General features: G+C 35.3%; 22 protein-coding genes. 15 read left to right on the top strand and 7 right to left on the bottom strand.

Annotated elements, in window-relative coordinates; all coding sequences use genetic code 11:
* Positions 1-74 precede the first annotated feature (74 nt).
* Positions 75-458 (top strand): MerR family DNA-binding protein, encoded by a 384-nt coding sequence (locus KDN24_RS13405; RefSeq protein WP_409973763.1) that lies wholly within the window; start codon positions 75-77, stop codon positions 456-458.
* 35 nt (positions 459-493) lie between these two features.
* Here the strand turns inward: KDN24_RS13405 and KDN24_RS13400 are convergent, their stop codons facing one another.
* The 4 genes from KDN24_RS13400 to KDN24_RS13385 form a co-directional block, all read right to left on the bottom strand.
* Positions 494-1,693, bottom strand: coding sequence for an MFS transporter (locus KDN24_RS13400; RefSeq protein ID WP_409973764.1), 1,200 nt, complete (start codon positions 1,691-1,693; stop codon positions 494-496).
* Positions 1,694-1,944: 251 nt separating this feature from the next.
* Positions 1,945-2,289 (bottom strand): ArsR/SmtB family transcription factor, encoded by a 345-nt coding sequence (locus KDN24_RS13395; RefSeq protein ID WP_409973765.1) that lies wholly within the window; start codon positions 2,287-2,289, stop codon positions 1,945-1,947.
* A gap of 52 nt (positions 2,290-2,341) precedes the next feature.
* Positions 2,342-4,021: a SulP family inorganic anion transporter gene (locus KDN24_RS13390; protein ID WP_491348485.1), complete on the bottom strand. Its 1,680-nt coding sequence runs from the start codon at positions 4,019-4,021 to the stop codon at positions 2,342-2,344.
* Between the two features lie 350 nt (positions 4,022-4,371).
* Positions 4,372-4,650: a phage holin family protein gene (locus tag KDN24_RS13385; RefSeq protein WP_409973767.1), complete on the bottom strand. Its 279-nt coding sequence runs from the start codon at positions 4,648-4,650 to the stop codon at positions 4,372-4,374.
* Positions 4,651-4,814: 164 nt separating this feature from the next.
* Between KDN24_RS13385 and KDN24_RS13380 the strand changes: the two genes are divergently transcribed.
* The 9 genes from KDN24_RS13380 to selB all read left to right on the top strand — a co-directional run bounded on the left by KDN24_RS13380 (position 4,815) and on the right by selB (position 13,688).
* Positions 4,815-5,033 (top strand): DUF1659 domain-containing protein, encoded by a 219-nt coding sequence (locus tag KDN24_RS13380; protein WP_409973768.1) that lies wholly within the window; start codon positions 4,815-4,817, stop codon positions 5,031-5,033.
* A 34-nt stretch (positions 5,034-5,067) separates the two neighbouring features.
* Positions 5,068-5,286, top strand: coding sequence for a DUF2922 domain-containing protein (locus KDN24_RS13375; RefSeq protein WP_409973769.1), 219 nt, complete (start codon positions 5,068-5,070; stop codon positions 5,284-5,286).
* Positions 5,287-5,355: 69 nt separating this feature from the next.
* Positions 5,356-5,493, top strand: a complete 138-nt coding sequence (locus tag KDN24_RS13370) for a YvrJ family protein (protein WP_409973770.1) — start codon at positions 5,356-5,358, stop codon at positions 5,491-5,493.
* 210 nt (positions 5,494-5,703) lie between these two features.
* The gene (locus tag KDN24_RS13365; protein ID WP_066288596.1) at positions 5,704-5,904 is read left to right on the top strand and encodes a cold-shock protein; all 201 of its coding nucleotides are present in this window, start codon (positions 5,704-5,706) and stop codon (positions 5,902-5,904) included.
* A 189-nt stretch (positions 5,905-6,093) separates the two neighbouring features.
* Positions 6,094-7,239, top strand: coding sequence for an exonuclease SbcCD subunit D (locus KDN24_RS13360; protein ID WP_409973771.1), 1,146 nt, complete (start codon positions 6,094-6,096; stop codon positions 7,237-7,239).
* Positions 7,236-10,370, top strand: coding sequence for an AAA family ATPase (locus tag KDN24_RS13355; RefSeq protein WP_409973772.1), 3,135 nt, complete (start codon positions 7,236-7,238; stop codon positions 10,368-10,370). Before KDN24_RS13360 ends, KDN24_RS13355 begins: the two co-directional genes overlap by 4 nt.
* Positions 10,371-10,388: 18 nt before the next feature.
* The gene (locus tag KDN24_RS13350) at positions 10,389-11,069 is read left to right on the top strand and encodes a Dph6-related ATP pyrophosphatase (RefSeq protein WP_409973773.1); all 681 of its coding nucleotides are present in this window, start codon (positions 10,389-10,391) and stop codon (positions 11,067-11,069) included.
* Between the two features lie 21 nt (positions 11,070-11,090).
* The gene (locus KDN24_RS13345) at positions 11,091-11,798 is read left to right on the top strand and encodes a YwaF family protein (protein WP_409973774.1); all 708 of its coding nucleotides are present in this window, start codon (positions 11,091-11,093) and stop codon (positions 11,796-11,798) included.
* Positions 11,799-11,810: 12 nt separating this feature from the next.
* A complete protein-coding gene (selB, locus tag KDN24_RS13340) occupies positions 11,811-13,688 on the top strand; it encodes a selenocysteine-specific translation elongation factor (protein ID WP_409973775.1) in 1,878 nt (625 codons plus the stop codon).
* A gap of 75 nt (positions 13,689-13,763) precedes the next feature.
* Here selB and KDN24_RS13335 read toward each other — a convergent pair whose 3' ends face one another.
* From KDN24_RS13335 to KDN24_RS13325, 3 genes are read right to left on the bottom strand one after another with little or no spacing between them, the layout of a single operon-like run.
* The gene (locus KDN24_RS13335) at positions 13,764-14,813 is read right to left on the bottom strand and encodes a M42 family metallopeptidase (protein ID WP_525931246.1); all 1,050 of its coding nucleotides are present in this window, start codon (positions 14,811-14,813) and stop codon (positions 13,764-13,766) included.
* 45 nt (positions 14,814-14,858) lie between these two features.
* Positions 14,859-15,197: a DnaJ family domain-containing protein gene (locus KDN24_RS13330; RefSeq protein WP_409973776.1), complete on the bottom strand. Its 339-nt coding sequence runs from the start codon at positions 15,195-15,197 to the stop codon at positions 14,859-14,861.
* Positions 15,198-15,217: 20 nt separating this feature from the next.
* A complete protein-coding gene (locus KDN24_RS13325) occupies positions 15,218-15,838 on the bottom strand; it encodes a hypothetical protein (RefSeq protein WP_409973777.1) in 621 nt (206 codons plus the stop codon).
* Between the two features lie 370 nt (positions 15,839-16,208).
* Between KDN24_RS13325 and ltaS the strand changes: the two genes are divergently transcribed.
* The 5 genes from ltaS to sdaAA all read left to right on the top strand — a co-directional run bounded on the left by ltaS (position 16,209) and on the right by sdaAA (position 21,350).
* Positions 16,209-18,209: a lipoteichoic acid synthase gene (gene ltaS / locus KDN24_RS13320; protein WP_491348040.1), complete on the top strand. Its 2,001-nt coding sequence runs from the start codon at positions 16,209-16,211 to the stop codon at positions 18,207-18,209.
* A gap of 258 nt (positions 18,210-18,467) precedes the next feature.
* On the top strand, positions 18,468-18,701 hold the full coding sequence (locus tag KDN24_RS13315) for a hypothetical protein (protein WP_409973778.1): 234 nt from the start codon (positions 18,468-18,470) through the stop codon (positions 18,699-18,701).
* A gap of 177 nt (positions 18,702-18,878) precedes the next feature.
* On the top strand, positions 18,879-19,583 hold the full coding sequence (locus tag KDN24_RS13310; RefSeq protein WP_409973779.1) for a helix-turn-helix transcriptional regulator: 705 nt from the start codon (positions 18,879-18,881) through the stop codon (positions 19,581-19,583).
* 187 nt (positions 19,584-19,770) lie between these two features.
* Complete coding sequence (gene sdaAB / locus KDN24_RS13305) at positions 19,771-20,433, top strand: L-serine ammonia-lyase, iron-sulfur-dependent subunit beta (RefSeq protein ID WP_409973780.1); 663 nt, start codon at positions 19,771-19,773, stop codon at positions 20,431-20,433.
* 29 nt (positions 20,434-20,462) lie between these two features.
* Positions 20,463-21,350, top strand: a complete 888-nt coding sequence (gene sdaAA, locus KDN24_RS13300; protein ID WP_409973781.1) for an L-serine ammonia-lyase, iron-sulfur-dependent, subunit alpha — start codon at positions 20,463-20,465, stop codon at positions 21,348-21,350.
* The last annotated feature ends 105 nt before the right edge of the window (positions 21,351-21,455 follow it).

Raw genomic sequence — 21,455 nt, 5'->3', positions numbered from 1 at the left:
TTAATTGACAAATACAAATATTCAGAATTATTATAACTGTAAGTGTACGTTAACGTCAACTAGGGGGCATTTTTATGTTTATAGAGCGTCTGTTTACAATAAGTGAATTAGCTTCAATGTTTGATATTAGCTCAAGAACAATTCGCTATTATGAAGAGGTTGGTTTGCTTGCTTCAGAGAATCGAGATAGTCTAACAAAGCAGCGTTGTTATACGAACCATGAGCGTAGAAGATTAAAATTAATTCTTCGAGGAAAAAAATTAGGCTTTAGTCTACAAGAAATTAAAGAAATGGTCGATTTATATGAAGCTAATCCAGAAGGAGAAGTAGAAAAAATCCGAATTATCGAATTTGCTGATCGAAAACTTGAGGAAATAGAAGAGCAAATATTACAGCTACATTTGCTAAAGGAAGAAATCTTAGCACATAAGAAGAAATTTATTGATCAAAATGATTAACCGAACAAAAAAAAGGAACCAATAAAAGATTCCTTTTAAGTTAAGCTATTTTTTGCTCTGTTTTTAGTTAAAATTCCTAAATAGAGAATGATTGAGATAAGAACTGAGATGGCAGAACAGAAATATATGCTGCTATAGCCAAGTAAATGGGCTATTTGCCCAAATGCCATAGCACCAATTCCTACACCAAGGTCAAAGAAGGAAAAAAAGGTTGCATTGGCCATTCCACGTCTATGTGGAGGACAATCCTTAACAGACCATGCCTGTAGTGCAGGCTGAACAGTACCGAAACCAAGTCCATAAAGAATGGCTGCTGCCAACAAAACGAGTGTATTTGGTAACCAAGCAAGTAAGACCATCGCGATCAAAATTAACAAAGCGCCTGGAATAAAGACTGCTTGATGTCCTTTTCTGTCATAAATTTTTCCTGCAAAGGTGCGTGATAGCAATAATGCAAGTGCATAAAGCAGAAAATACCATTGTATGCCAGTTATCCCTTTTTGAGCTGAATAAAGTGGTAGAAAGGATGCAATTCCACCGAACGTAACAGTAAGAAAGAATAATAGCATCGAAGGTGGCAAAGCACTTTTTTCATAAACATCCCATTTTTTAACTGGCACAGCTTTTGGTTCCACTTTTTTATAACGAATTTTTGAAGATAATAAAAAGGCTACTAACCCGAGTACTCCACATATTAGAAATAAATAATGAAAAGAGATGACTCCAGCTAAAGCTAGTCCTAATGTAGGGCCTAATGCCAATGCTAAGTTTCCTGAAAGACCGTAATAACCCATTCCTTCTCCACGCTTTTTTGCAGGGATTAGGTCAGTGGCAATAGTTCCTGAAGCTGTTGTCGAAAAGCCCCAGCCAACTCCTTGAATAATTCTAATTAAAAAAAGGATGGCTAAACTTTTTACAAAACCGAAAGAACCAACTGATACAACAAATATGGCTAGTCCAATTAAGTAAACAAATCCTCTGCCTTTTGACTCTAGAGCATGACCAGCAAACGGACGAAGAAGCAGGGCAGAAAATGTAAATATCCCAACAACCATACCAATTAATTGATCATTCCCACCAAGTTCTTCAACAAATAGCGGAATTGTCGGTAAAGTCATTTGAAATCCAAGAAACACAAAAAAATTGGACATGACAATTAAGATAAAATCTCTCGTCCAAATTTTTTCAGCACCAATGCTCTGCTGGATAGATTCCTTTGCTAATTGCTGACTCATTCATAATTCCTCCCACATAAATGGCATATTTATTTCGAGCCACTAAACATAAATTCTATTGTACAAGAAATTGGGGGAAAATTCTATCGGGAAGATTCGTAGATAGTGTTAAGCAATCAAAGTCGAATTATTCTTGCTAATAAGTAAATAAGCAAAAAAAGTGCTAGCACCGTATACTTACGTATCAGATGCCAGCACTATTTTGAGATTATCAATAACCATATTGTGTAATGCTATGCTATATTGCTTCCTCATTCATTATCACTATTTTCATTTTCACTAAATCGATCGAGAATGGTAATTGTATCAACAAGATGATTATTAAAGATCTGTTTTGCAACTTGGAGTAATTCAATAATTAGTGGATCCCTCAATGAATAGATAACTCTATTCCCATCTTTAGTGCCAGTTACTATATTTTTTGCCCGTAAAACCGTTAACTGTTGGGAAACAGCAGAACCTTCACTGCCGACAAGACTTTGAATCTCGTTCACATTTTTCTCACCGTCTGCAAGTAATTCTAATATTTTTATTCTTAAAGGATGGGCAAGTGCTTTAAAAAAATCTGCTTTAAATTTTTGCATTTCAAGGTTCATTTTTTTCTAACCTCTTTTCTTACAAATTAACGCTGTTCATAAACATTCATATTTAAATATAATGCTTTTCTTCGAGAGGGTTCTTAGCCTGTGACAAATTTAAACATTCTTTAAATGCATTATGCTTACACCGAATACATTTTTCCCTGTTTAGATAGGGAAGTGCATATATGATTGCTTCCTCAGTATGCTCAAAGAAGTGTTCTTTCTTAATCAGATCATATAAACCAGTTTTATGTAAAATGATTCTAGGTTGTGGTCTAATTCCTGATATTAGAACAATTCCATGCTTTTGAAAATCTTTTATGATACTTGATAAAGAGGCTTCACCTGTTGTATCTATATAAGGTACTTTTCCCATTCTTAAGATTAAAACCTTTGGTTTATATTCAATCGTATTCATGACTGATTGAGCAAACGTTTGAGCCGCCCCAAAAAATAATGGCCCCTCAACATTGTATATGCTGATTTGTGGACAATCATGGGTATCAGAAACAATATGTGACTGTATCTTTTCATGTTTATCTTGCAGAATAGGTAATGCTTTTTCAATCACCATCTGATCGCTCATTCGTTTCGTAAATAACGCAACAGCCAAAAGTAGCCCAACTTCGACAGCTACAGTTAAGTTTACAAATACAGTTAGTAGAAAAGTAATGATAAGAACGAAAGAATCCCCTGTTTTTGTTTTTAATACATGATAAAAAACATGTCGTTCACTCATATTCCAAGCTACGATCATTAGGATTGGCGCCATGCTGGCTAAAGGAATACTAGAAGCGAAGGGTGCAAACAAAACGAGTATTAATAAAACAATGATACCATGAATTACACCTGAGAGTGGAGAAACAGCCCCATTTTTAATATTTGTAGCTGTTCTTGCAATGGCACCAGTTGCTGGAATTCCGCCAAATAGCGGTGTGATCATGTTGGCTACCCCTTGTCCGACAAGCTCCCGATTACTGTGGTGTTGCTTATTTGTCATTCCATCTGCAACAACAGCTGATAATAGAGATTCGATTGCCCCAAGAATGGCAATAACAAATGCAGGATGAATAAGCTGAGTGATTTTTTCAAAAGTAATATGCGGAATTTCAAACTTTGGCAAGGAGCTTGGAATTTCACCGAATGTGGAACTGATTGTCGCAACTTGATTAGGATATAAAAAGCTCGCAACTAAAGTTGATAAGAGCAACCCAATTAATGGACCAGGTATTTTTGGAAAAAGCCGAGGGGTAAAAATAATTGTGATTAAACATATTACAGCTGTCAAAACACTGTACAAATTAATCGTATGAAAATAAGTAATAATTTCAATGATGTTTTCATGAAAATATTCTTGGTTTTTCACATTTTGTAAACCAAAGAAATTCGCAATTTGACCGGTAAAGATAATGATGGCAATTCCAGATGTGAAGCCAATTGTAACAGGTCTTGGAATAAATTTAATGAGGAAGCCGAGTCGGAATACACCCATCAATAATAGTATGAATCCTGCCAAAAATCCTGCAATGAGGAGGTTATCATACCCGTATGTCATAACAATCCCGAATAATATTGGGATAAATGCGCCAGTTGGACCGCCAATTTGGTATTTTGAACCTCCAAATAGAGCTATTAATATACCGGCAATGATGGTTGTGTAAATTCCATATTCTGGTTTTACGCCAGAGGCAATGGCAAATGCCATTCCTAATGGAATGGCGATAATTCCGACAATAATTCCTGACATAAGATCTTTGTGAAAATGATGGAGTGAATAGCCTTTATATCTTCCTGTAAAAAACCATTTATTATGTTGCAGCACACTGAACCCTTCTTTAATTTAGTATAATTGTATATTTGATTATTTGAATATACCATATTATGAATTTACTCTATTTTTATTAACAAGTCAAAGTTTTTTATAAAAATAATGAAATGGCGGAGAAGGTTGTCCAGTCGAATTTCAAATAGATACATATGATATTATTGAAGATCTCCTCCTAAGGTCTTGTATACTACACAGCGTCGCTCATCGTGATGATACGATGAGCGATTTTTTTATACATGAATAAAAGTACTAGCAAGGAGCTAGTACTTTTAAGGATTATTTATCTTACTTTTTGTGTCGTTTCCATTTAATGTTTGTTTAAGCATTTGATGACCTAATACGGCTACACCTGCTGCTACAACCCCGTTAATGAGTCCCTCAAAGGAAAAGCCGAATGCAATCGTCCCAAAAACGATGGAAACAAGTAAGATGATCCAAATAATAAGCCAGTCAGGAATAAAAGGTGTTTGTTTTATAGCAAAGCCAAGTATCCAAAGCGCTGGTACGAGCAGCAAATAGTTTTGGTTTAAATATTCAATGAAATCCATATCATTCACCTCCAATTTTTAATAGTTTATTTGCTTTAAAGGAAAAATGCTTGTTCTCATTAACTAAAAAATAAAAAAAATTTTCTAGCAATAAAATTTGTTTATTTAACCATGTCCTTATTCACGATTCATTTCTATATAAAAGGTGAGAGGAGGTGGGACAAATGGCAGAAGTTCTTTTGTTAGATACGAAATTGCGCCTTCGTTTTGAAACGGGGATGAATGAAAAAGGCGAGCCAATTTACAAAACGAAAACTTACGGAAATATAAAGAAGGAAGCTACAGCTGAACAGCTTCTTCAGTTTGCACAAGCGGTTGCGAGTCTTTGTCATGATCCTCTATCAGCTATCGTAAGAAATGACAGCTCTGATATTGTCGGCTAATGGGAGCAATTCAAACAGATAGGAGGTGAATGAAATGGAGAAATTATTAGAATTGACGTTTTTAACAGATTTAGGAAAGCAATCACGTATTTCTATTGACAATCCAAAGGAACCAATTGAACCAAATGATGTTAAGCTTGCTATGGAACAAATCATTGCAGCGAATATTTTCCAAAGCAGCAATGGTACACTTGTTGCTGTTAAAGGCGTGAGAGCAATTGAACGCAATGTAACAGAGTACGAAATTTTATAATAAAGGAAGGGACGTTTCACAATCGTGACTCGTCCCTTTTCACAAATAATGATGGAAGGAGTTTTTGTAATGGAAGAATTCATGACATTAATGAGTGAAGTCGGATTTCCTGTTATTGTTACACTGTTTCTATTACACAGAATTGAGGCTAAGCTCGATGTTGTTGTTAATTCTATTCAAAGCTTACCTGACCATTTAAAGCGCTAGCCCGAAATGCTCATTAAATGCTGTATTTGTTGACTTTTATCCCTATAAATGCTAAATTTAATAAAGCCGTTATGCACCGTATTATATTTTTGCAAGCTGTTTTCTCCAAAGAATATTTTGTTTGGATGAGTAATGTTAAGTAAAGTTATAAACGATGTTGATGGTGAATTAACACGGGCTTATTTTTAGCCAATAGGAGGATTTTTTTTCATGAAAAACGGTAAAGTTAAATGGTTTAACGCAGAAAAAGGCTTCGGATTTATTGAAGGAGAAGACGGAAACGATGTATTCGTACATTACTCCGCAATTCAAACTGAAGGTTTCAAAACTTTAGAAGAAGGTCAAGAAGTTTCTTTCGAAGTTGTTGAAGGAGCTCGTGGACCTCAAGCAGCTAACGTAAACAAACTATAATTTGAATAAGATATAACTTCAAACAGCTCAGCCAAATGGCGGGCTGTTTTTTTGCTATTTTGAAGTCTAATCGATTGAAAGATGATTGCGAATACGAAGTTATTTCTTATTTACCTCTTGTACGATTCAGATTTGCTATAATAATAATATCGAAAAATCATTGAGTAAGAAGAAAAGAGGGAGAATTAGATGAAATTTATCCATACGGCGGACTGGCATTTAGGCAAACTCGTTCATGGTATATATATGACCGATGATCAACGTCATTTCTTAAACGAATTTGTTGAGCTTGTTGCGGAGGAAAAGCCTGATGCAGTAGTGATTGCTGGTGATTTATATGATCGTTCAGTCCCTCCAACTGATGCCATTGAATTATTGAATGAAGTTTTCTACAAAATTAATATTGGGTTAAAAACACCGATTATAGCCATTGGCGGCAATCATGACAGTGCGGAACGTTTGTCCTTTGGTAGCTCATGGTACAAGCATAGCCAATTTTTTTTATCAGGAAAAATGGGTTCAAGCTGTGAACCTGTACATATAAAAGGCGTGAATTTTTTCCTTGTCCCCTATGCAGAGCCAGGAGTTGTTCGACAATTATTAAATGACGCCTCTATTATCACTCACAATGATGCAATGAAAGCAATTATTGGGAAAATTGAACAAAATATAAATCCGAATGAGCCAAATGTTCTTGTTGGACATGCCTTCGTTCTTGGCGGAAAAACGAGTGAATCAGAGCGGACTTTGTCAGTAGGTGGTTCAGAATGTGTAAATGCAGAACTATTTGCACCATTTTCTTATACCGCTCTTGGTCATTTGCATAGTCCAGACGCAATTAATCATAATAAAGTGCGCTATTCAGGCTCTCTATTAAAATATTCATTCTCTGAAGCAAGACAGAAAAAATCAATTTCGATAATTGAAATGAAGGATAACGGTCAATTTGAGTTACGCTATCGGATGATAACGCCAAAAAAAGATATGCGAGAGATCGAAGGCTATCTGGATGAACTAATGGACAGAAGCTTTTATGAAAAACAAGCTGTAAATGATTATTTGAAAATTATTCTTCATGATGAGGGAGCATTAATTGACCCTATTAATAAACTTCGCCAAATCTATCCGAATGTTCTGCATCTTGAACGAAAGCAAACAATGATTGATTCAAGAAAGAAGCAATCATTTTCATCTTCAAAAGTTGATAAAAAGTCTGAGCTTGAGCTTTTTAAAGAATTTTATGAGGAAATGACATCGTCAGAGTTTACGTTTGAGAAAAAAACGGTGATGACCGAGGTGATCGAAAAAGCTCTGAAGGAGGAACTAATGAAATGAGGCCTTTAAAATTAACGCTGCAAGCATTCGGGCCATATGCTGAAAAAGAAGAAATCGACTTTACTTTACTCGGGAATCGAACTATGTTTGTCATTTCTGGTAAAACAGGTTCAGGAAAAACAACAATCTTTGATGGAATCAGCTATGCCATTTATGGGAAAGCGAGCGGTGAAGACCGAACGGGCTCTGATCTTAGAAGCCAGTTTGCGAAAGATGAAACGATTACAGAAATATCTCTTCTATTCTCGATAAGAAATAAAACATATTTTATTACGAGAGCCCCGCAGCAGGAAAAGCGAAAGGAACGTGGAACTGGTTTTCGTACAATTCATGCGAAGGCGGAGCTTTACATCATTGATGATATGGAAAATAAACAGCTGCTTGCTGCAAACGTACGAGATGTTGATGAAAAAATTAAAGAGATTATGATCATTGACAGCAATCAATTCAGACAAATTTTAATGATTCCACAAGGTGAATTTAGGAAGCTACTTACATCAGAAAGCAAGGACAAAGAAATTATTCTCCAACGTCTATTCCATACTGAAATTTTTAAACGAATTGAGGAAAAGCTTAAAGAAGACTCAGGTGAGTTAAAGAAGTCTGTCGAAAAACAGGTAGAGAAACGTCATGATGAGATTAGACGAATCCATGCTTTATTTAATGATGAGTTAAAAAATAATTTGGAAGCTGGTCATGTAAATGACAATACTATTATATCGCTTTTAGAAGCAGAAGTTCTTGCAATGAATGGGGAATTATCAAGTCTTTCTAATAAATTGAAGGATAAAAAGGATGAGCGAGATACACTTCAGCAAAAGGTATATGAAGCTGAGGCAATTGTAAAGCAATTAACGCTTTTGGACGAGCTGGAAAAACGAAAAACAGAGCTTGAAACAGAGAAAGACGATTTTTTGCAAACTGAAAAGCAAATAAAACTTGCTCAAAAAGCAGCTTTGCTCGCACAACAAGAGGAGCTTTGTCATCATTTAAAACGAGAATTGGATGGAGCTAATGAAGAGTTGGTTTCATTACGAATAAAGGTGTCAACTCTTATTGAGCTTTTATCTGAACATGAAGCTATCCTAGAAAATGAAATGAATTGTGAAGATGAAAGAAGGAATGCCAGCGATGAAGTAAGTCGTTTGCAAAATATGAAAACAGACATACACTCGCTTTCAATTGTTCAGAATGAGGTGGATGATCTTGAAAAAAGGATCCATATGAAAAAAAGGCAAAAAAGCCAGCTGGAGGAATTCATACAAGGAACAGAAGCTAAATTAAAGGAATTAATGAAAGAGAAGGAAAGATTAGAAGAAGAGCAGCTATACATTATTGAGAATACACATAAACTAGAGAAACTAGAAACAAATATTGACCGAATAAATAAATATGTTAATCAACGTGACCGTAAAGAAAAAGCATTGGTTCAACTGGAAGAAAGACAAAAAATCCTACAACAGTTTTCAGCAAGATTAGCAGACACAAAAAATTTAGTCGAGCATCTAGAACAAAAATGGTTTCATGGTCAGGCAAGTATATTGGCTCATCAGCTTCGTAATGGAGAGGCTTGCCCTGTCTGTGGTTCAGAGCATCACCCGATGCCGGCTTCTACGATAGATCATATGCCTAATGAGGAAGATGTAAGAGCAGCAAAACAACAACTTGCTCAAATAGAAAAGGACAAAACTGCAGCACAGTCTGCTTACTTCGAATCTCAGTCAACTGCTCGTTCACTTCATGAAGCAGTAGAAGAACAGTTCCAATTGCTTCAAAAGGAATATGATCATTTTCATGATGAAAATTTAACGTTAATAAGAAATTCAATTATGTTAGAAAGAACTCAGCTTGCAGATAAACAAAGAGAATTAGTGATAAAACAGGAAAAGCGCTTTACTTTCATGCAGGAGCAAGAAGCGGCGGAAAAAGCGAAAACTGAAAATGAACATTTACTCATGAAAATAGTTGATGATATTAATGAGTTGACGATACTTTTTACTGAGAAGAAAACGAATTTAAAGAGGATAATAGAAAACATCCCAGAAGAGCTCCGATTGGTATCTGCCTATGAGGCGCGAATGCAACAAGCAATCAACTATCATAAACAATTAGTAAAAAAATTAGAAATCGCCCAAAAAAACTACCAAGACACAAAAGGAAATTATCTTTCTTCAGCAGCAAAATGTGAACTAATTGAAAAGCAAGTAGAAAAATTGAATGATAAGCTACGGTTAGAAAAATCAGCTTTTATACAAAGAATGCATGACCAAGGTTTTGATGGATATAGTCAATATAATGAGGCTAAGCGAACAGAAGAAAAGATCCATTCAATGGAAAAATTATTAAGAAATTATCGAGAAGAAGTCCGATCAGTAAATGATCGTTATGAAGAATTAAATACGATTTTAATGAATGTTGAAAAACCTGATATTGAAAAACTTATGAATTTGTTTAAGGATATAGACAATCATATTAATTGTTTACAGGATGAATACACAAACCTATATATTAAAATGCGAGATAACGAAGAAATTAAGAATAAAATAATGATGATAAATGAAAAGTTAAAGGTGATGGAAGAGCGTTATAAAATTGTTGGTGAATTATATGATATTACGAAGGGACAAAACCCACTTAGAATTACGTATGAGCGATTTGTTCTTGCTGCATTTCTTGATGATATTTTGAGAGAAGCCAATGTTAGATTGCGAAAAATGACGAGTAGTCGATTTGAATTATTACGGAAGACAGAAAGGTCTAAAGGAAATGTACAAAGTGGACTAGAACTGCTTGTGTATGATCAATATACTGGACAAGAGAGGCATGTGAAAACTCTATCCGGTGGTGAAAGCTTTAAAGCTGCATTGGCACTTGCACTAGGGCTTTCAGATGTTGTTCAAGAATATGCTGGTGGTGTTTCATTAGAAACAATGTTCATTGATGAAGGATTTGGCACATTAGATCCCGAATCACTTGATCAAGCAATAGAGGCGTTGATGGATATTCAAAGCAGTGGCAGATTAGTAGGAATTATTTCGCATGTTCCTGAACTTAAAGAGAGAATTGAGGCAAGACTTGAAGTCACAGCAACACAGACTGGTAGTAAAACGGAATTTCTGTTTTTATCATAATGAAGAAGGATGAAAAGGATGAGAAAAAGAGTCGCCTTATCATGGAGCGGTGGGAAGGATGGCTGCTTAGCTCTTGATGTATTAACGAATCAGGAGGTAGATGTCGTTTGTCTTGTGACAACAGTTCCACAAGAAATAGGCAGAACGTTCGGTCATAGCGAAAAAATCGAGATGGTTAAACTCCAAAGCGACGCATTAGGCATCCCTATAGAGCTTATTTCATGTACATATGAAAGCTATACGAGCATGTTCATTAACATTTTAACTAAATTGAAAGAAATTTATAAGTTAGAAGGCATCGCTTTTGGTGATTTGTATTTAGATGGGCATCGGAAATGGGGAGAGGAACTTGCTAAACAAGTAGATCTTGAAGCAATTTATCCACTTTGGACAAAACAAGAAAATAGTTTGAAAGCATTAGAAGTTTTTATAAACTCTGGATATAAAGCAAAAGTCATTAAAGTTCGAGAAGATGTTCTTGACGAGACATGGCTCGGGAAGACTATCGATATGGCTTTCATGAATGATGTCAGGAAGATAGAGATGTGTCCGATGGGGGAATCAGGAGAATACCATACATTCGTATATGATGGACCATTATTTAAAAGTAAAATAGTCCTTGAACAACCAACAATTATTGAGCTTGAGTCCACAAAAAAACTTGAGTTTCATCAATATGAGCTCATGTTGAAAGATTAATGAAAAAAGGGTGGTTGATGAATGAACATATTTTGGGGCGATGAATATGATAATTTCTCTTTCGTCCCTTTTTCCTATTCTCATTGGATTATGATCATCATTTTTATCGTGGCTTTATTCATTCTTTATTATAAACAACCATTTTTTCGTAAACATGATACAGTAGTAAGAATCATATTATTTCTTCTCTTATTTTGTTTAGAAGGAATGTATCATATATGGTTATATAAGGATGGTTATTGGGATCTATCCTTTACTTTGCCACTCCAGCTTTGTTCCATTAGTCTTATTTTATGTCTAATTTTATTGCTTTCTAAGTCACGAATGATTTTTCAACTTGTCTACTTTATTGGGGTAATCGGTGCAACAATGGCTATCATTACACCGGAATTATTTGAAGGATTCCCACATTTTCGCTTTTTTCAATTTTTTATTACACATATACTTATCGTTTTCATTTGTTTATATTTTGTATTTGTTCATCAATATAAACCAACATGGAAAGGCTTACTTTTTTCATTTTTGTTTTTAAATGTTTGTGCAGGAGTAGCATTTTTGATGAATAACCTATTAGGTGGAAATTATATGTTTCTAGCATATAAACCGACAAACGGTTCATTATTAGATTATTTTGGACCATATCCTTATTATATATTAACTTTGGAAATGGCAGCGATTGTTATGTTCAGTTTGCTTTTGCTTCCATTTTTATTTAAAAACCAGAAGTAGGTGGCAGCATTGATGAAAAGATTTTTTACAATTGGAATGGCTGGACATATTGATCATGGAAAAACAACTTTAACAAAAGCATTGACAAATGTTGATACGGATAGACTTAAAGAAGAAAAGGAACGGCAAATTTCAATTGAACTTGGTTTTGCTCCTTTATATGAAGATGATGAAATGCAAATATCAGTTATTGACGTTCCTGGTCATGAACGCTTTATTAGACAGATGATCGCAGGTGTTGCTGGTATAGATTTGGTTGTACTCGTCGTTGCAGCAGATGAAGGGGTTATGCCTCAGACGAGAGAACATTTACATATATTAGGGCTGTTAGGTATTAAGAGCGGTATTGTCGCTATCACAAAAATCGATCGCGTTGATGAAGAGTTTATCGATCTTGTTAAAGATGATATTTTCGAAGAATTAAATGGCACAGTTTTTGAACAAGCTCCGTTCATTTTAGTTGATAGCTTATCACGAAAAGGAATAGATGAACTGAAAGAATTAATTACTCACACATTAAAAGATCAAAAGACGAGAGATGTACGTGGAGCGTTTAGGCTTCCAATTGATCAAGTCTTTACAATAAAAGGTCAAGGGACGGTCGTTCGAGGAACAGTATATGAGGGATCTGTTGAAGAAGGTCAAGGGTTGATGATTATGCCTAAACGATTAGAAACACGTGCAAGGCAATTACAAGTTCATCATAATCAGGCACATATAGCATTTGCTGGACAACGAACAGCCATTAATTTATCTGGAATAGCAAAGGAAGAAATAGAACGTGGAGATGTTCTAGTATCGTCCGAGCACTTTACGGTCACTCGTACACTTGATGTCGCATTGCGAGTTATTGCAGATTTAGAATATATTGTGAAGCAAAGGATGCCAATTAAATGTCATATTGGCACGTCAGAAGTAATGGGTCGAATTGTATTTTTTGACCGAAATGAATTAAAGGAAGAAAGTGAAGAGATTCTTTGCCAGATCCGTTTAGAATCTGAAGTTGTGGTCAAGCGTGGTGATAAGTTTATTTTGCGTAGACCGAGCCCACAGGAAACGATAGGTGGAGGCTGGGTAATTGATCCACGTGGTGAAAAGTATCGTTTTGGCCACAAAACCGTTGAGGAGCTTGAAAAGAAAAAAGAAGGGACGCCAAAAGAAAGAATAATGGCAGCTTTATCTGAATCAAAAAGCTTAACATTGAATGAACTTATTAAGAGAACATCTCTCATTGAAGAGGAAGTGCTGAGCTGTTTAAAAGAGGTGGAATTTCTACAATACAATGGAAAAGAATATACACTTGTTGCTTTGAAGGAATTGATATTAGAGGAGATCTTTGACCGCTTGAAAGACTTTCACAATGCAAATCCAATGAAACTAGGGAAGAATAAAGCAGAGCTTTTCCACTCGATGCAACTTATATATCCAAAAAGATTGCTTGATTATGTTTTGGATGAAGGAATTGCGACGAAGATATTTAAAATGAAGGAGCAATTTGTGAGGCTGTATGAATTCAATTCGCATATTCCAAAAAACTGGCAAAAAAGGACAGAAGGCATGCTAGATAGCTTGAGAAAGGATGGATATAAAGTAAATTATTTCAATGATTATGTAACGACTGCAGGTATTCCGAAAGATTTAGTGTTTGATTTAACACGTTTTTTAGTAGAGCAAGGTGAAATTATGCCACTTGATGATCAATATTATTGGCATGCTGATCATTTCAAGGAGGCAGTTAAAAATCTCAAATCTGGAACTGGTTCAGAGTTTGAAGTGGGTGCTGCGAAAGAAATTCTTGATCTTTCACGAAAATATATGATTCCATTTTTGGAACGGTTAGATGCGGAAGGTTTTACAACTAGAATTGAGAATAAACGAGTGTGGAAATAGCTTGGACAAAGGGGCTTCTGAAGAGTCAAAATTTCATTTTTCTCTTCGCGAACCCCCTTTTACATTGATGAAATCTTAAAGGACCATTTTGGATTGAACGTAATGATATAGCAATTTTGCTGTATTTTCGATTGATGATTCATGTGTTCTTTCAAAAGCATGTGATGAATCGATACCAGGTCCAATCAGCCCGTGAACAATATCATGTCCTGCCCGAATGGCTGCCGAAGCATCTGAACCATAGAAAGGATAAATATCGAGTTTATAACGAATATCATTGTCTTTTGCAAGTTGAACAAGTTTTTTTCTTAATTCATAATGATATGGTCCACTCGCATCCTTGACACAAATGGATACAGTGTATTCATCAGTTGCTTGACCATCACCCATTGCTCCCATATCAACTGCTAAATACTCAACAGTTTCAGGTGTAATATTCGAATTTCCACCGTAGCCGATCTCTTCATTGTTAGAAATAAGGAAATGGGTTGTATAAGGTAGCTCGATTTTTTCTGCTCGCAGTTGCTGAATCAATTGAAGGAGAATCGCAACACTTGCCTTATCATCAAGATGTCGTGATTTAATATAACCTGAAGAAGTGATTTGAACTCGTGGGTCAAAAGAGACAAAGTCGCCTACTTCAATTCCTAATGCACGTACCTCCTCAGCATTATGGACGACTTCATCAAGCCGTACTTCCATATTTTCTTGATTTCTTTCGGCTTTACCTGCATCTTTATAAACGTGAACAGAAGTTTGATGCATTAAAATCGTACCTGTTATTTTTTTCCCTGATGAGGTTTCAATTTCACAGTATTCGCCTTCGATCGAGTTATATTTAAACCCTCCGATTAAGTCAAGTTTTAGTCTACCACTTGGTTTAATTTCTTTTACAATTGCTCCAAGTGTGTCAACATGTGCTGTTAGCATACGATGTTTGTTCGTATCTTTACCAGGAAGTGTTGCAATTAATCCGCCTTTACGATTCCTCATTGTCTCTACATTCAATTCTTTCAAATAATTTTCTACATAAGAAATGACCTCATATGTATTTCCTGAGGGACTTGGGATGGATACGAGCTTTGCAATTAATTGAATCGTTTCCTTTGTATTAATAGAATTCACAAAAAATCTCTCCTCTAAAAGTTGGTCAATCCCATTATACTGCTTTTACCAAATTTTTTTAGCGTTTTCTAGATTATTTAAACTTATCCTATATTTTTGCATTGAGGGAGGACAAATAGTATTATGTTTTTGAATTTTTTCATTAATCACTTCAATATCCTTTTCTGTTTTACAAGAATGAACTAGCTTTGAAATTTCTTTTTGTAATGTGAGCCAAGGGGGAAGATAGCCCGCCTCCTTTGCAATTCTTTGAAAGTGTTGATGAGTATCCATTTCTAAATATTCTTTAGAAAGCGGTTTCCCTTTTCCCTTATAGTTAACATTATCTTTTTCACCGCTTGCTTGTAAAATTTCCCCAATTAAATCATTATATTTCCTCTCCATGTGAACCTCCTTTTAGATAATTAGTTGATTTTTTCTAGTTCAGACGTAACGATAAATGGGTCTTTCTCAGCTGTTGATGTAAATTCCGTTTTGACTAATCCATATTCAGGTGCCCAATAATTTTTCGTCCATGTCTGAGATTTTTCGTCTCTTTTCTCTGTAATGATCACATTTTTTAATTTGCCTATTGGGAGGTTTAATTCCGCATGAACATCAGTAATTTCCCAATTGTTAAATTTGTTCCCGACTTTTAGAGGCGCAGTTAGAAGAGCAACAGGCTTGAATTGACTTTTTATCGCATCTATCGGTAAAGGAGCTTCTTCATAATATTCATGTTGCTCATAAACAAGATAGATTCCTTCATTCGTTACTTGATAAACTTTAAAAGTGCGTGTCCCGCCATTTTCAACTATAGATGAAAGATAACTGTCCTTATATTCAAAAAAAGCTTCTTCATATGTAGCAAATTCATTTCCTTCTCCCTTATAGGAGTTAATTCGATTAGCAATTGGAAAATAATCATTTATTCTTATTGATTCAGCAGGTATTTCTGCTTTTTTCTTTGATTTAGGCTGACTTTGTCCCGCAGCACAACTTGCTAGAAAAAAGCAGCAAAGTAGGAAAATGATTATTTTTTGCATAGAACACAACGCCTTCCTTTATCATATTTAGACGAAAAGTAAATAAAAAAGTTTCGTTCCTACCTAATTGGGTAAATCCTTCAAAGAAAAAGTTTAATGTTTAATTAGCTGAAAAGTTAAACTTTCGTTTTAAAAAGAAAAGGACTAGACTAAAACAATAATTTCTTGTATAATTTACAACGTCGAAAAAATTAATGTTGAAATTTCACGAAATACAGCAGATTTTTGTGGATCATTTATGTTTTCATTCGTATTTAGTTATGCTATATTATTTTACATTAATGAGCAGATAATTATTTTGCAGAAATAAAAAAGATGGTGAACTTAGCGAATGCTAAGTTTTTCTGATCTTACTTGAGAGGTGTGAATTATGAAAAAACTTCTTAATCTTAAAGAGGCAATCACAAAGGGGAATCTTCGAATCTTCTTTTTAGTTGTCTTGCTTTTTTGGTTAAAAACGTATGCTGCATACCAAATTGAATTCAGTCTTGGAATTGATAATAAACTTCAACAATTTCTCTTATTTATTAATCCGTTAAGTTCAGCATTGCTATTCTTTGGAATTGCGTTGTTTTTTAAAGGGCGTGTTCAATCAACGGTTCTCATCATAATGAATTTTCTTTTATCATTCGTTTTATATGCGAATATTGTTTATTACCGATTCTTTAATGACTTTATCACCGTACCGGTCGTTATGCAGGCTAAAACGAATGGAGGACAGTTGGGAGATAGTGCACTGTCATTAATGTCACCATTTGACATTTTTTACTTTGCTGACACAATCCTTTTAATTCTTTTTGTAGCGAAAAAATGGTTTAAAGTTGAAAAAACTGTGAGTAGAAAGCCAGCAAAATATGTTATTTTAGCTGCTGTTGCAACTTTCTTGTTTAACTTAGGGTTAGCAGAAGCAGATAGACCAGAATTATTAACTCGTTCATTTGATCGAAATTACCTTGTAAAATATTTAGGGACTTACAATTTCTCTGTATATGATGTAATTCAAAATGCGAAATCAGCAAGCCAAAGAGCAATGGCTGATTCAAACGATATTACAGAGGTAGAAAACTATATTAAGGCAAATTATGCTGATCCAAATCCGCAATATTTTGCAAAGGCGAAGGGGATGAATGTCATCTACATTTCGCTGGAGTCATTGCAAACGTTTATGATTGATTACCAATTAAATGGGCAGGAAGTAACTCCATTTCTTAACTCATTAGCGCATGACGGCAAAACGTTCTATTTTGACAATATTATTAATCAAACAGGTCAAGGAAAAACATCGGATGCAGAATTTATCATGGATAATTCTTTATATCCAATGTCACAAGGATCTGTTTTTGTAACGAAGGCACAGAACACTTTACAGGCTGCTCCAGCTATTTTGAAAACACATGGCTATACATCAGCGACATTCCATGGGAATTATAAAACATTCTGGAATCGTAATGAGATGTATCGCTCAATCGGGTATGATAAGTTTTTCGATGCAGAATATTATGATATGACCGAAGAAAATACGAAGAACTATGGAATGAAGGATAAGCCATTCTTTACTGAATCAATGCCATTGTTAGAGAGCCTGCCACAGCCTTTTTATACAAAATTCATTACATTGTCTAATCACTTCCCATTCAAAATGGATGACGGAGATACTGATTTCCCAGCAGCTGAAACGGATGATAAAGTTGTAAACCAATATTTCCAATCAGCCCATTATATGGACCAAGCTTTAGAACAATTTTTCAATGATCTTAAGAAAGCTGGTCTGTACGATAATACCGTTATTGTTATGTACGGGGATCATTATGGAATTTCTGAAAATCATAATGAAGCTATGGGAGATATTATCGGGAAAGAAATTACACCATTTGAATATGCGAGAAATCTACAAAGAGTTCCTGTGTTTATTCACGTACCAGGTGTAGAAGGTGGAGTACAACATCAGCTTGGTGGACAAGTAGATATTCGCCCAACTTTACTACATTTATTAGGAATAGATACGAAAGATTATTTAGAAATTGGTTCTGATTTATTATCAAAAAAACATCGGGAAGTAATTCCTTTCCGAAATGGTGATTTCATCGCACCTGAATTTTCTCAAATTAATGAGAAATGCTATTCTACTGAAACAGGTGAGCTTATTGACGGAGCAGGTTGTGAACCATTAGCTGAAAAAGCTAAGCTCGAGCTGCAAATGTCTGACAATATTGTCTATAAAGATTTACTCCGTTTTTATAAGCCAGAAGGATTTGTTCCAATTAATCGTGAAGATTATCAATATGTGAAGAAAACTGATTCAAGTAATAGCACTGCAACTAGTGATGAAACGCCTTTGAATGAAGTAGAAAACCAACCTATTTCACAATAATATGTAGAAAAGACTGTTTAATAAGTCGTTATCATAAAACAGGTGGAGACGAACGATTCGTTTGTCTCCACCTGTTTTTCTTGTACTGTATTTTTTACTGAAAGTATAAGTCATGTTCTGAAATTTCAGCAAAATGTCTTTCATCGTCCCTATAAAGGACATTTTGCAGTAATCGATTAAGGATTTTTATGTTTATTAGATTAATTTCAAACTTCATAGTAAAATAATATACATCATAAATAGAAGGGGGAGAAGCAAATGAGTGAGTGTAAACTAGACCATTCATACGAAGATGTAAAGCTAAAGTTTGAACAGCAGGCAGAATTTCTTCCATCTGACCTAGCTCCTTTATTTGAAGATTTTTTTCAAAAGGAGCATACTCAGTCTATTTTAAATGAGGTATTTCATTTATTGAAAAAATTTGATTTATCAACGGAAGAAGAAAAGGCAGAGAGAGTAAATAAACTAAACTTATTATTAAAAAATCTATAAGACAAAAACCATAGCCGTTCATTAAAGCTATGGTTTTTGTTATTTAAGAAACAATTATTTGAGACGTTGCCCTATTGCATATGCACAATGTGTTCCAATATTTTTGTAGCTATTAAAATATTATTTTAATTAATTATTTGTTGTGATATTATTTTCTTTAGAAGGGAAGTGTCAAATGTGAGGGAGGAGCATAAACAGATTTTTGATTTAGCGATTCGAACAGCCGATATGCTTGTAAAAATGTTTGGGTCAAGATGTGAAGTAGCTGTACATGATTTCAAAGATTTAAAGAAATCTCTTATCCATCTTGCAGGTGATGTTACCGGTAGAGAAATAGGCTCTCCAATAACAGATCTTGTCCTCAATGAACTTGCCAAACATAATAAAGAAATTGAAGATATTCCAAGCTATAAAACACAAACGAAAAAAGGAAATATATTAAAATCGGCGACAATTTTTTTACGTGATCGTGAAAATAAGGTGATTGGAGCTTTATGTATTAATTATGATATTAGTCTTTTTATCCAGTTTGGCGGTGAAATTGAACAATTTATTAATTTTGAGGATCAGCAGGAGAAAACGGAAAGCTTTTTTACATCTATTCAAGATGTAACACATGAAATGGTTGAACAAGTGTTGCATGGATTTAAAAAAGCCCCTTCCTTAATGACTTTGGATGAAAAAGTTGATTGTGTTCGGCAATTAGAAGTGAAGGGGACATTCCTTATTAAAGGAGCGACTGATTATGTTGCAACGGTTCTTGGTGTTTCTAAGTTTACAATTTATAATTACTTACAAAAAATTCGAACAATGAACGAGTTTCAGACTGAGGAATTTGCGGAGCATAAGAAAAGCGCAAGTACCTTGGTCAGCGACGTATAAACTAGACTGACCTAAGCCGATGACACTTGAAGCTAGGGAGCACGACGAGTGGCAGGGTTCACAGGCTAATTGCCACATCTAGTTGTAAAACGTGCATAAGTGTTTTATTTCGGCTTTAGCCCATAAAGGTTTTACATTATCATCTGACAGAAAATTTATAAATAACGACAATTGAGAGGCGATTAATATGAAATATAGATCCGCGTTTGATATTATCGGTCCAGTGATGATTGGACCTTCGAGCTCGCATACAGCAGGCGCAGCCCGTATTGGCAGAGTTGCAAGAACATTATTTAATCGTCAGCCAAAAAAAGCTGTGATTTCATTATATGGGTCATTTGCCAAAACATATAAAGGTCACGGTACTGATGTGGCAATTGTTGGTGGGCTATTAGATTTTGATACATTTGATGAACGAATACCAACTTCACTCAAGCTTGCTGAAGAAGCAGGGATAGAAGTTGTCTTCTCAATAGAAGAGACAATAACCGAGCACCCTAATACAGTTCGCATTAATTTATATGATGATGATGGAGATTTAGAAGTTGTTGGTATTTCCATTGGTGGAGGAACAATCGAAATTATTGAACTCAACTCATTCAAATTAAAGCTATCAGGGGAGCATCCGGCCATTTTAGTTGTTCATAATGACCAATTCGGAGTCATATCCGCCGTTACACAAATCTTGGCCATTCATCAGATTAATATTGGACATATGGAAGTATCTCGAAAAGAAAAGGGAAAAATGGCTTTAATGATAATTGAGGTAGATCAAAAAATTGATCGACAAATTCTTAATGTTATAGAAAAAATTCCTAATGTCACGCAAATTATTAGAATGGTGGATTAATTAAACAGCAGAGAATCAGGGGTGAGAGAATGTTATTTCGTAATGTAGCAGAGCTTGTTGCGCTTGCTGAAAGCAAACAAGTAAAAACGGCTGAAATTATGATTCAGCAGGAAATAGAAGTCACTGGGTTATCCAGAGAAGAAATAATGGCAAAAATGGATACTAACTTAACCGTTATGGAACAAGCTGTTGAACGAGGCCTTAATGGGGTCACGTCTGTTTCAGGACTTACAGGCGGTGATGCCGTTCTCCTACAAAATTATATAAAAAGTGGAAAAGCTTTATCAGGTCATATCCTCCTAGATGCGGTAAGTAAAGCCGTCGCGACAAATGAAGTCAATGCTGCAATGGGTACAATATGCGCAACTCCGACTGCTGGATCAGCTGGCGTCGTTCCTGGGACTTTATTTGCAGTAAAGGAAGTTTTAAAGCCTTCACGGACTGAAATGATTGAGTTCCTATTTACATCAGCTGCATTTGGTTTTGTCGTGGCGAATAATGCATCGATTTCAGGTGCTGCCGGAGGATGTCAAGCAGAGGTTGGTTCTGCTAGTGGCATGGCTGCTGCAGCTATTGTTGAAATGGCTGGTGGTACTCCAGCTCAAGCGGCAGAAGCGATGGCCATTACCCTAAAAAACATGCTTGGTTTAGTTTGTGACCCTGTAGCAGGATTAGTTGAAGTTCCATGTGTAAAACGAAATGCTATGGGAGCGTCAAACGCCATGACTGCTGCAGATATGGCTTTAGCTGGAATTAAAAGTCGAATCCCATGTGATGAGGTCATTCATGCAATGTTTTTAATTGGACAAACGATGCCTTCAGCTTTAAGGGAGACAGCAGAAGGTGGACTTGCTGCAACACCGACAGGAAGAAGATTAGAAGCTGAAATATTTGGAAAAAAAGTGAATGATAAATGATTAAAAAAACCTAGATAACGCATCTAGGTTTTTTTGTGTGGGCAAGGAATGATTTCCATTTTTGGAGAACTATATAGTAGAACAAGGTTTTTTTGAAAGTCAACT

The sequence above is a fragment of the Cytobacillus sp. Bva_UNVM-123 genome, from assembly GCF_046351715.2.
GTDB lineage: Bacteria > Bacillota > Bacilli > Bacillales > Cytobacillaceae > Cytobacillus.
Note: the sequence above shows the minus strand (reverse complement) of the source record. Positions and strands in the feature narration are given on the sequence as shown.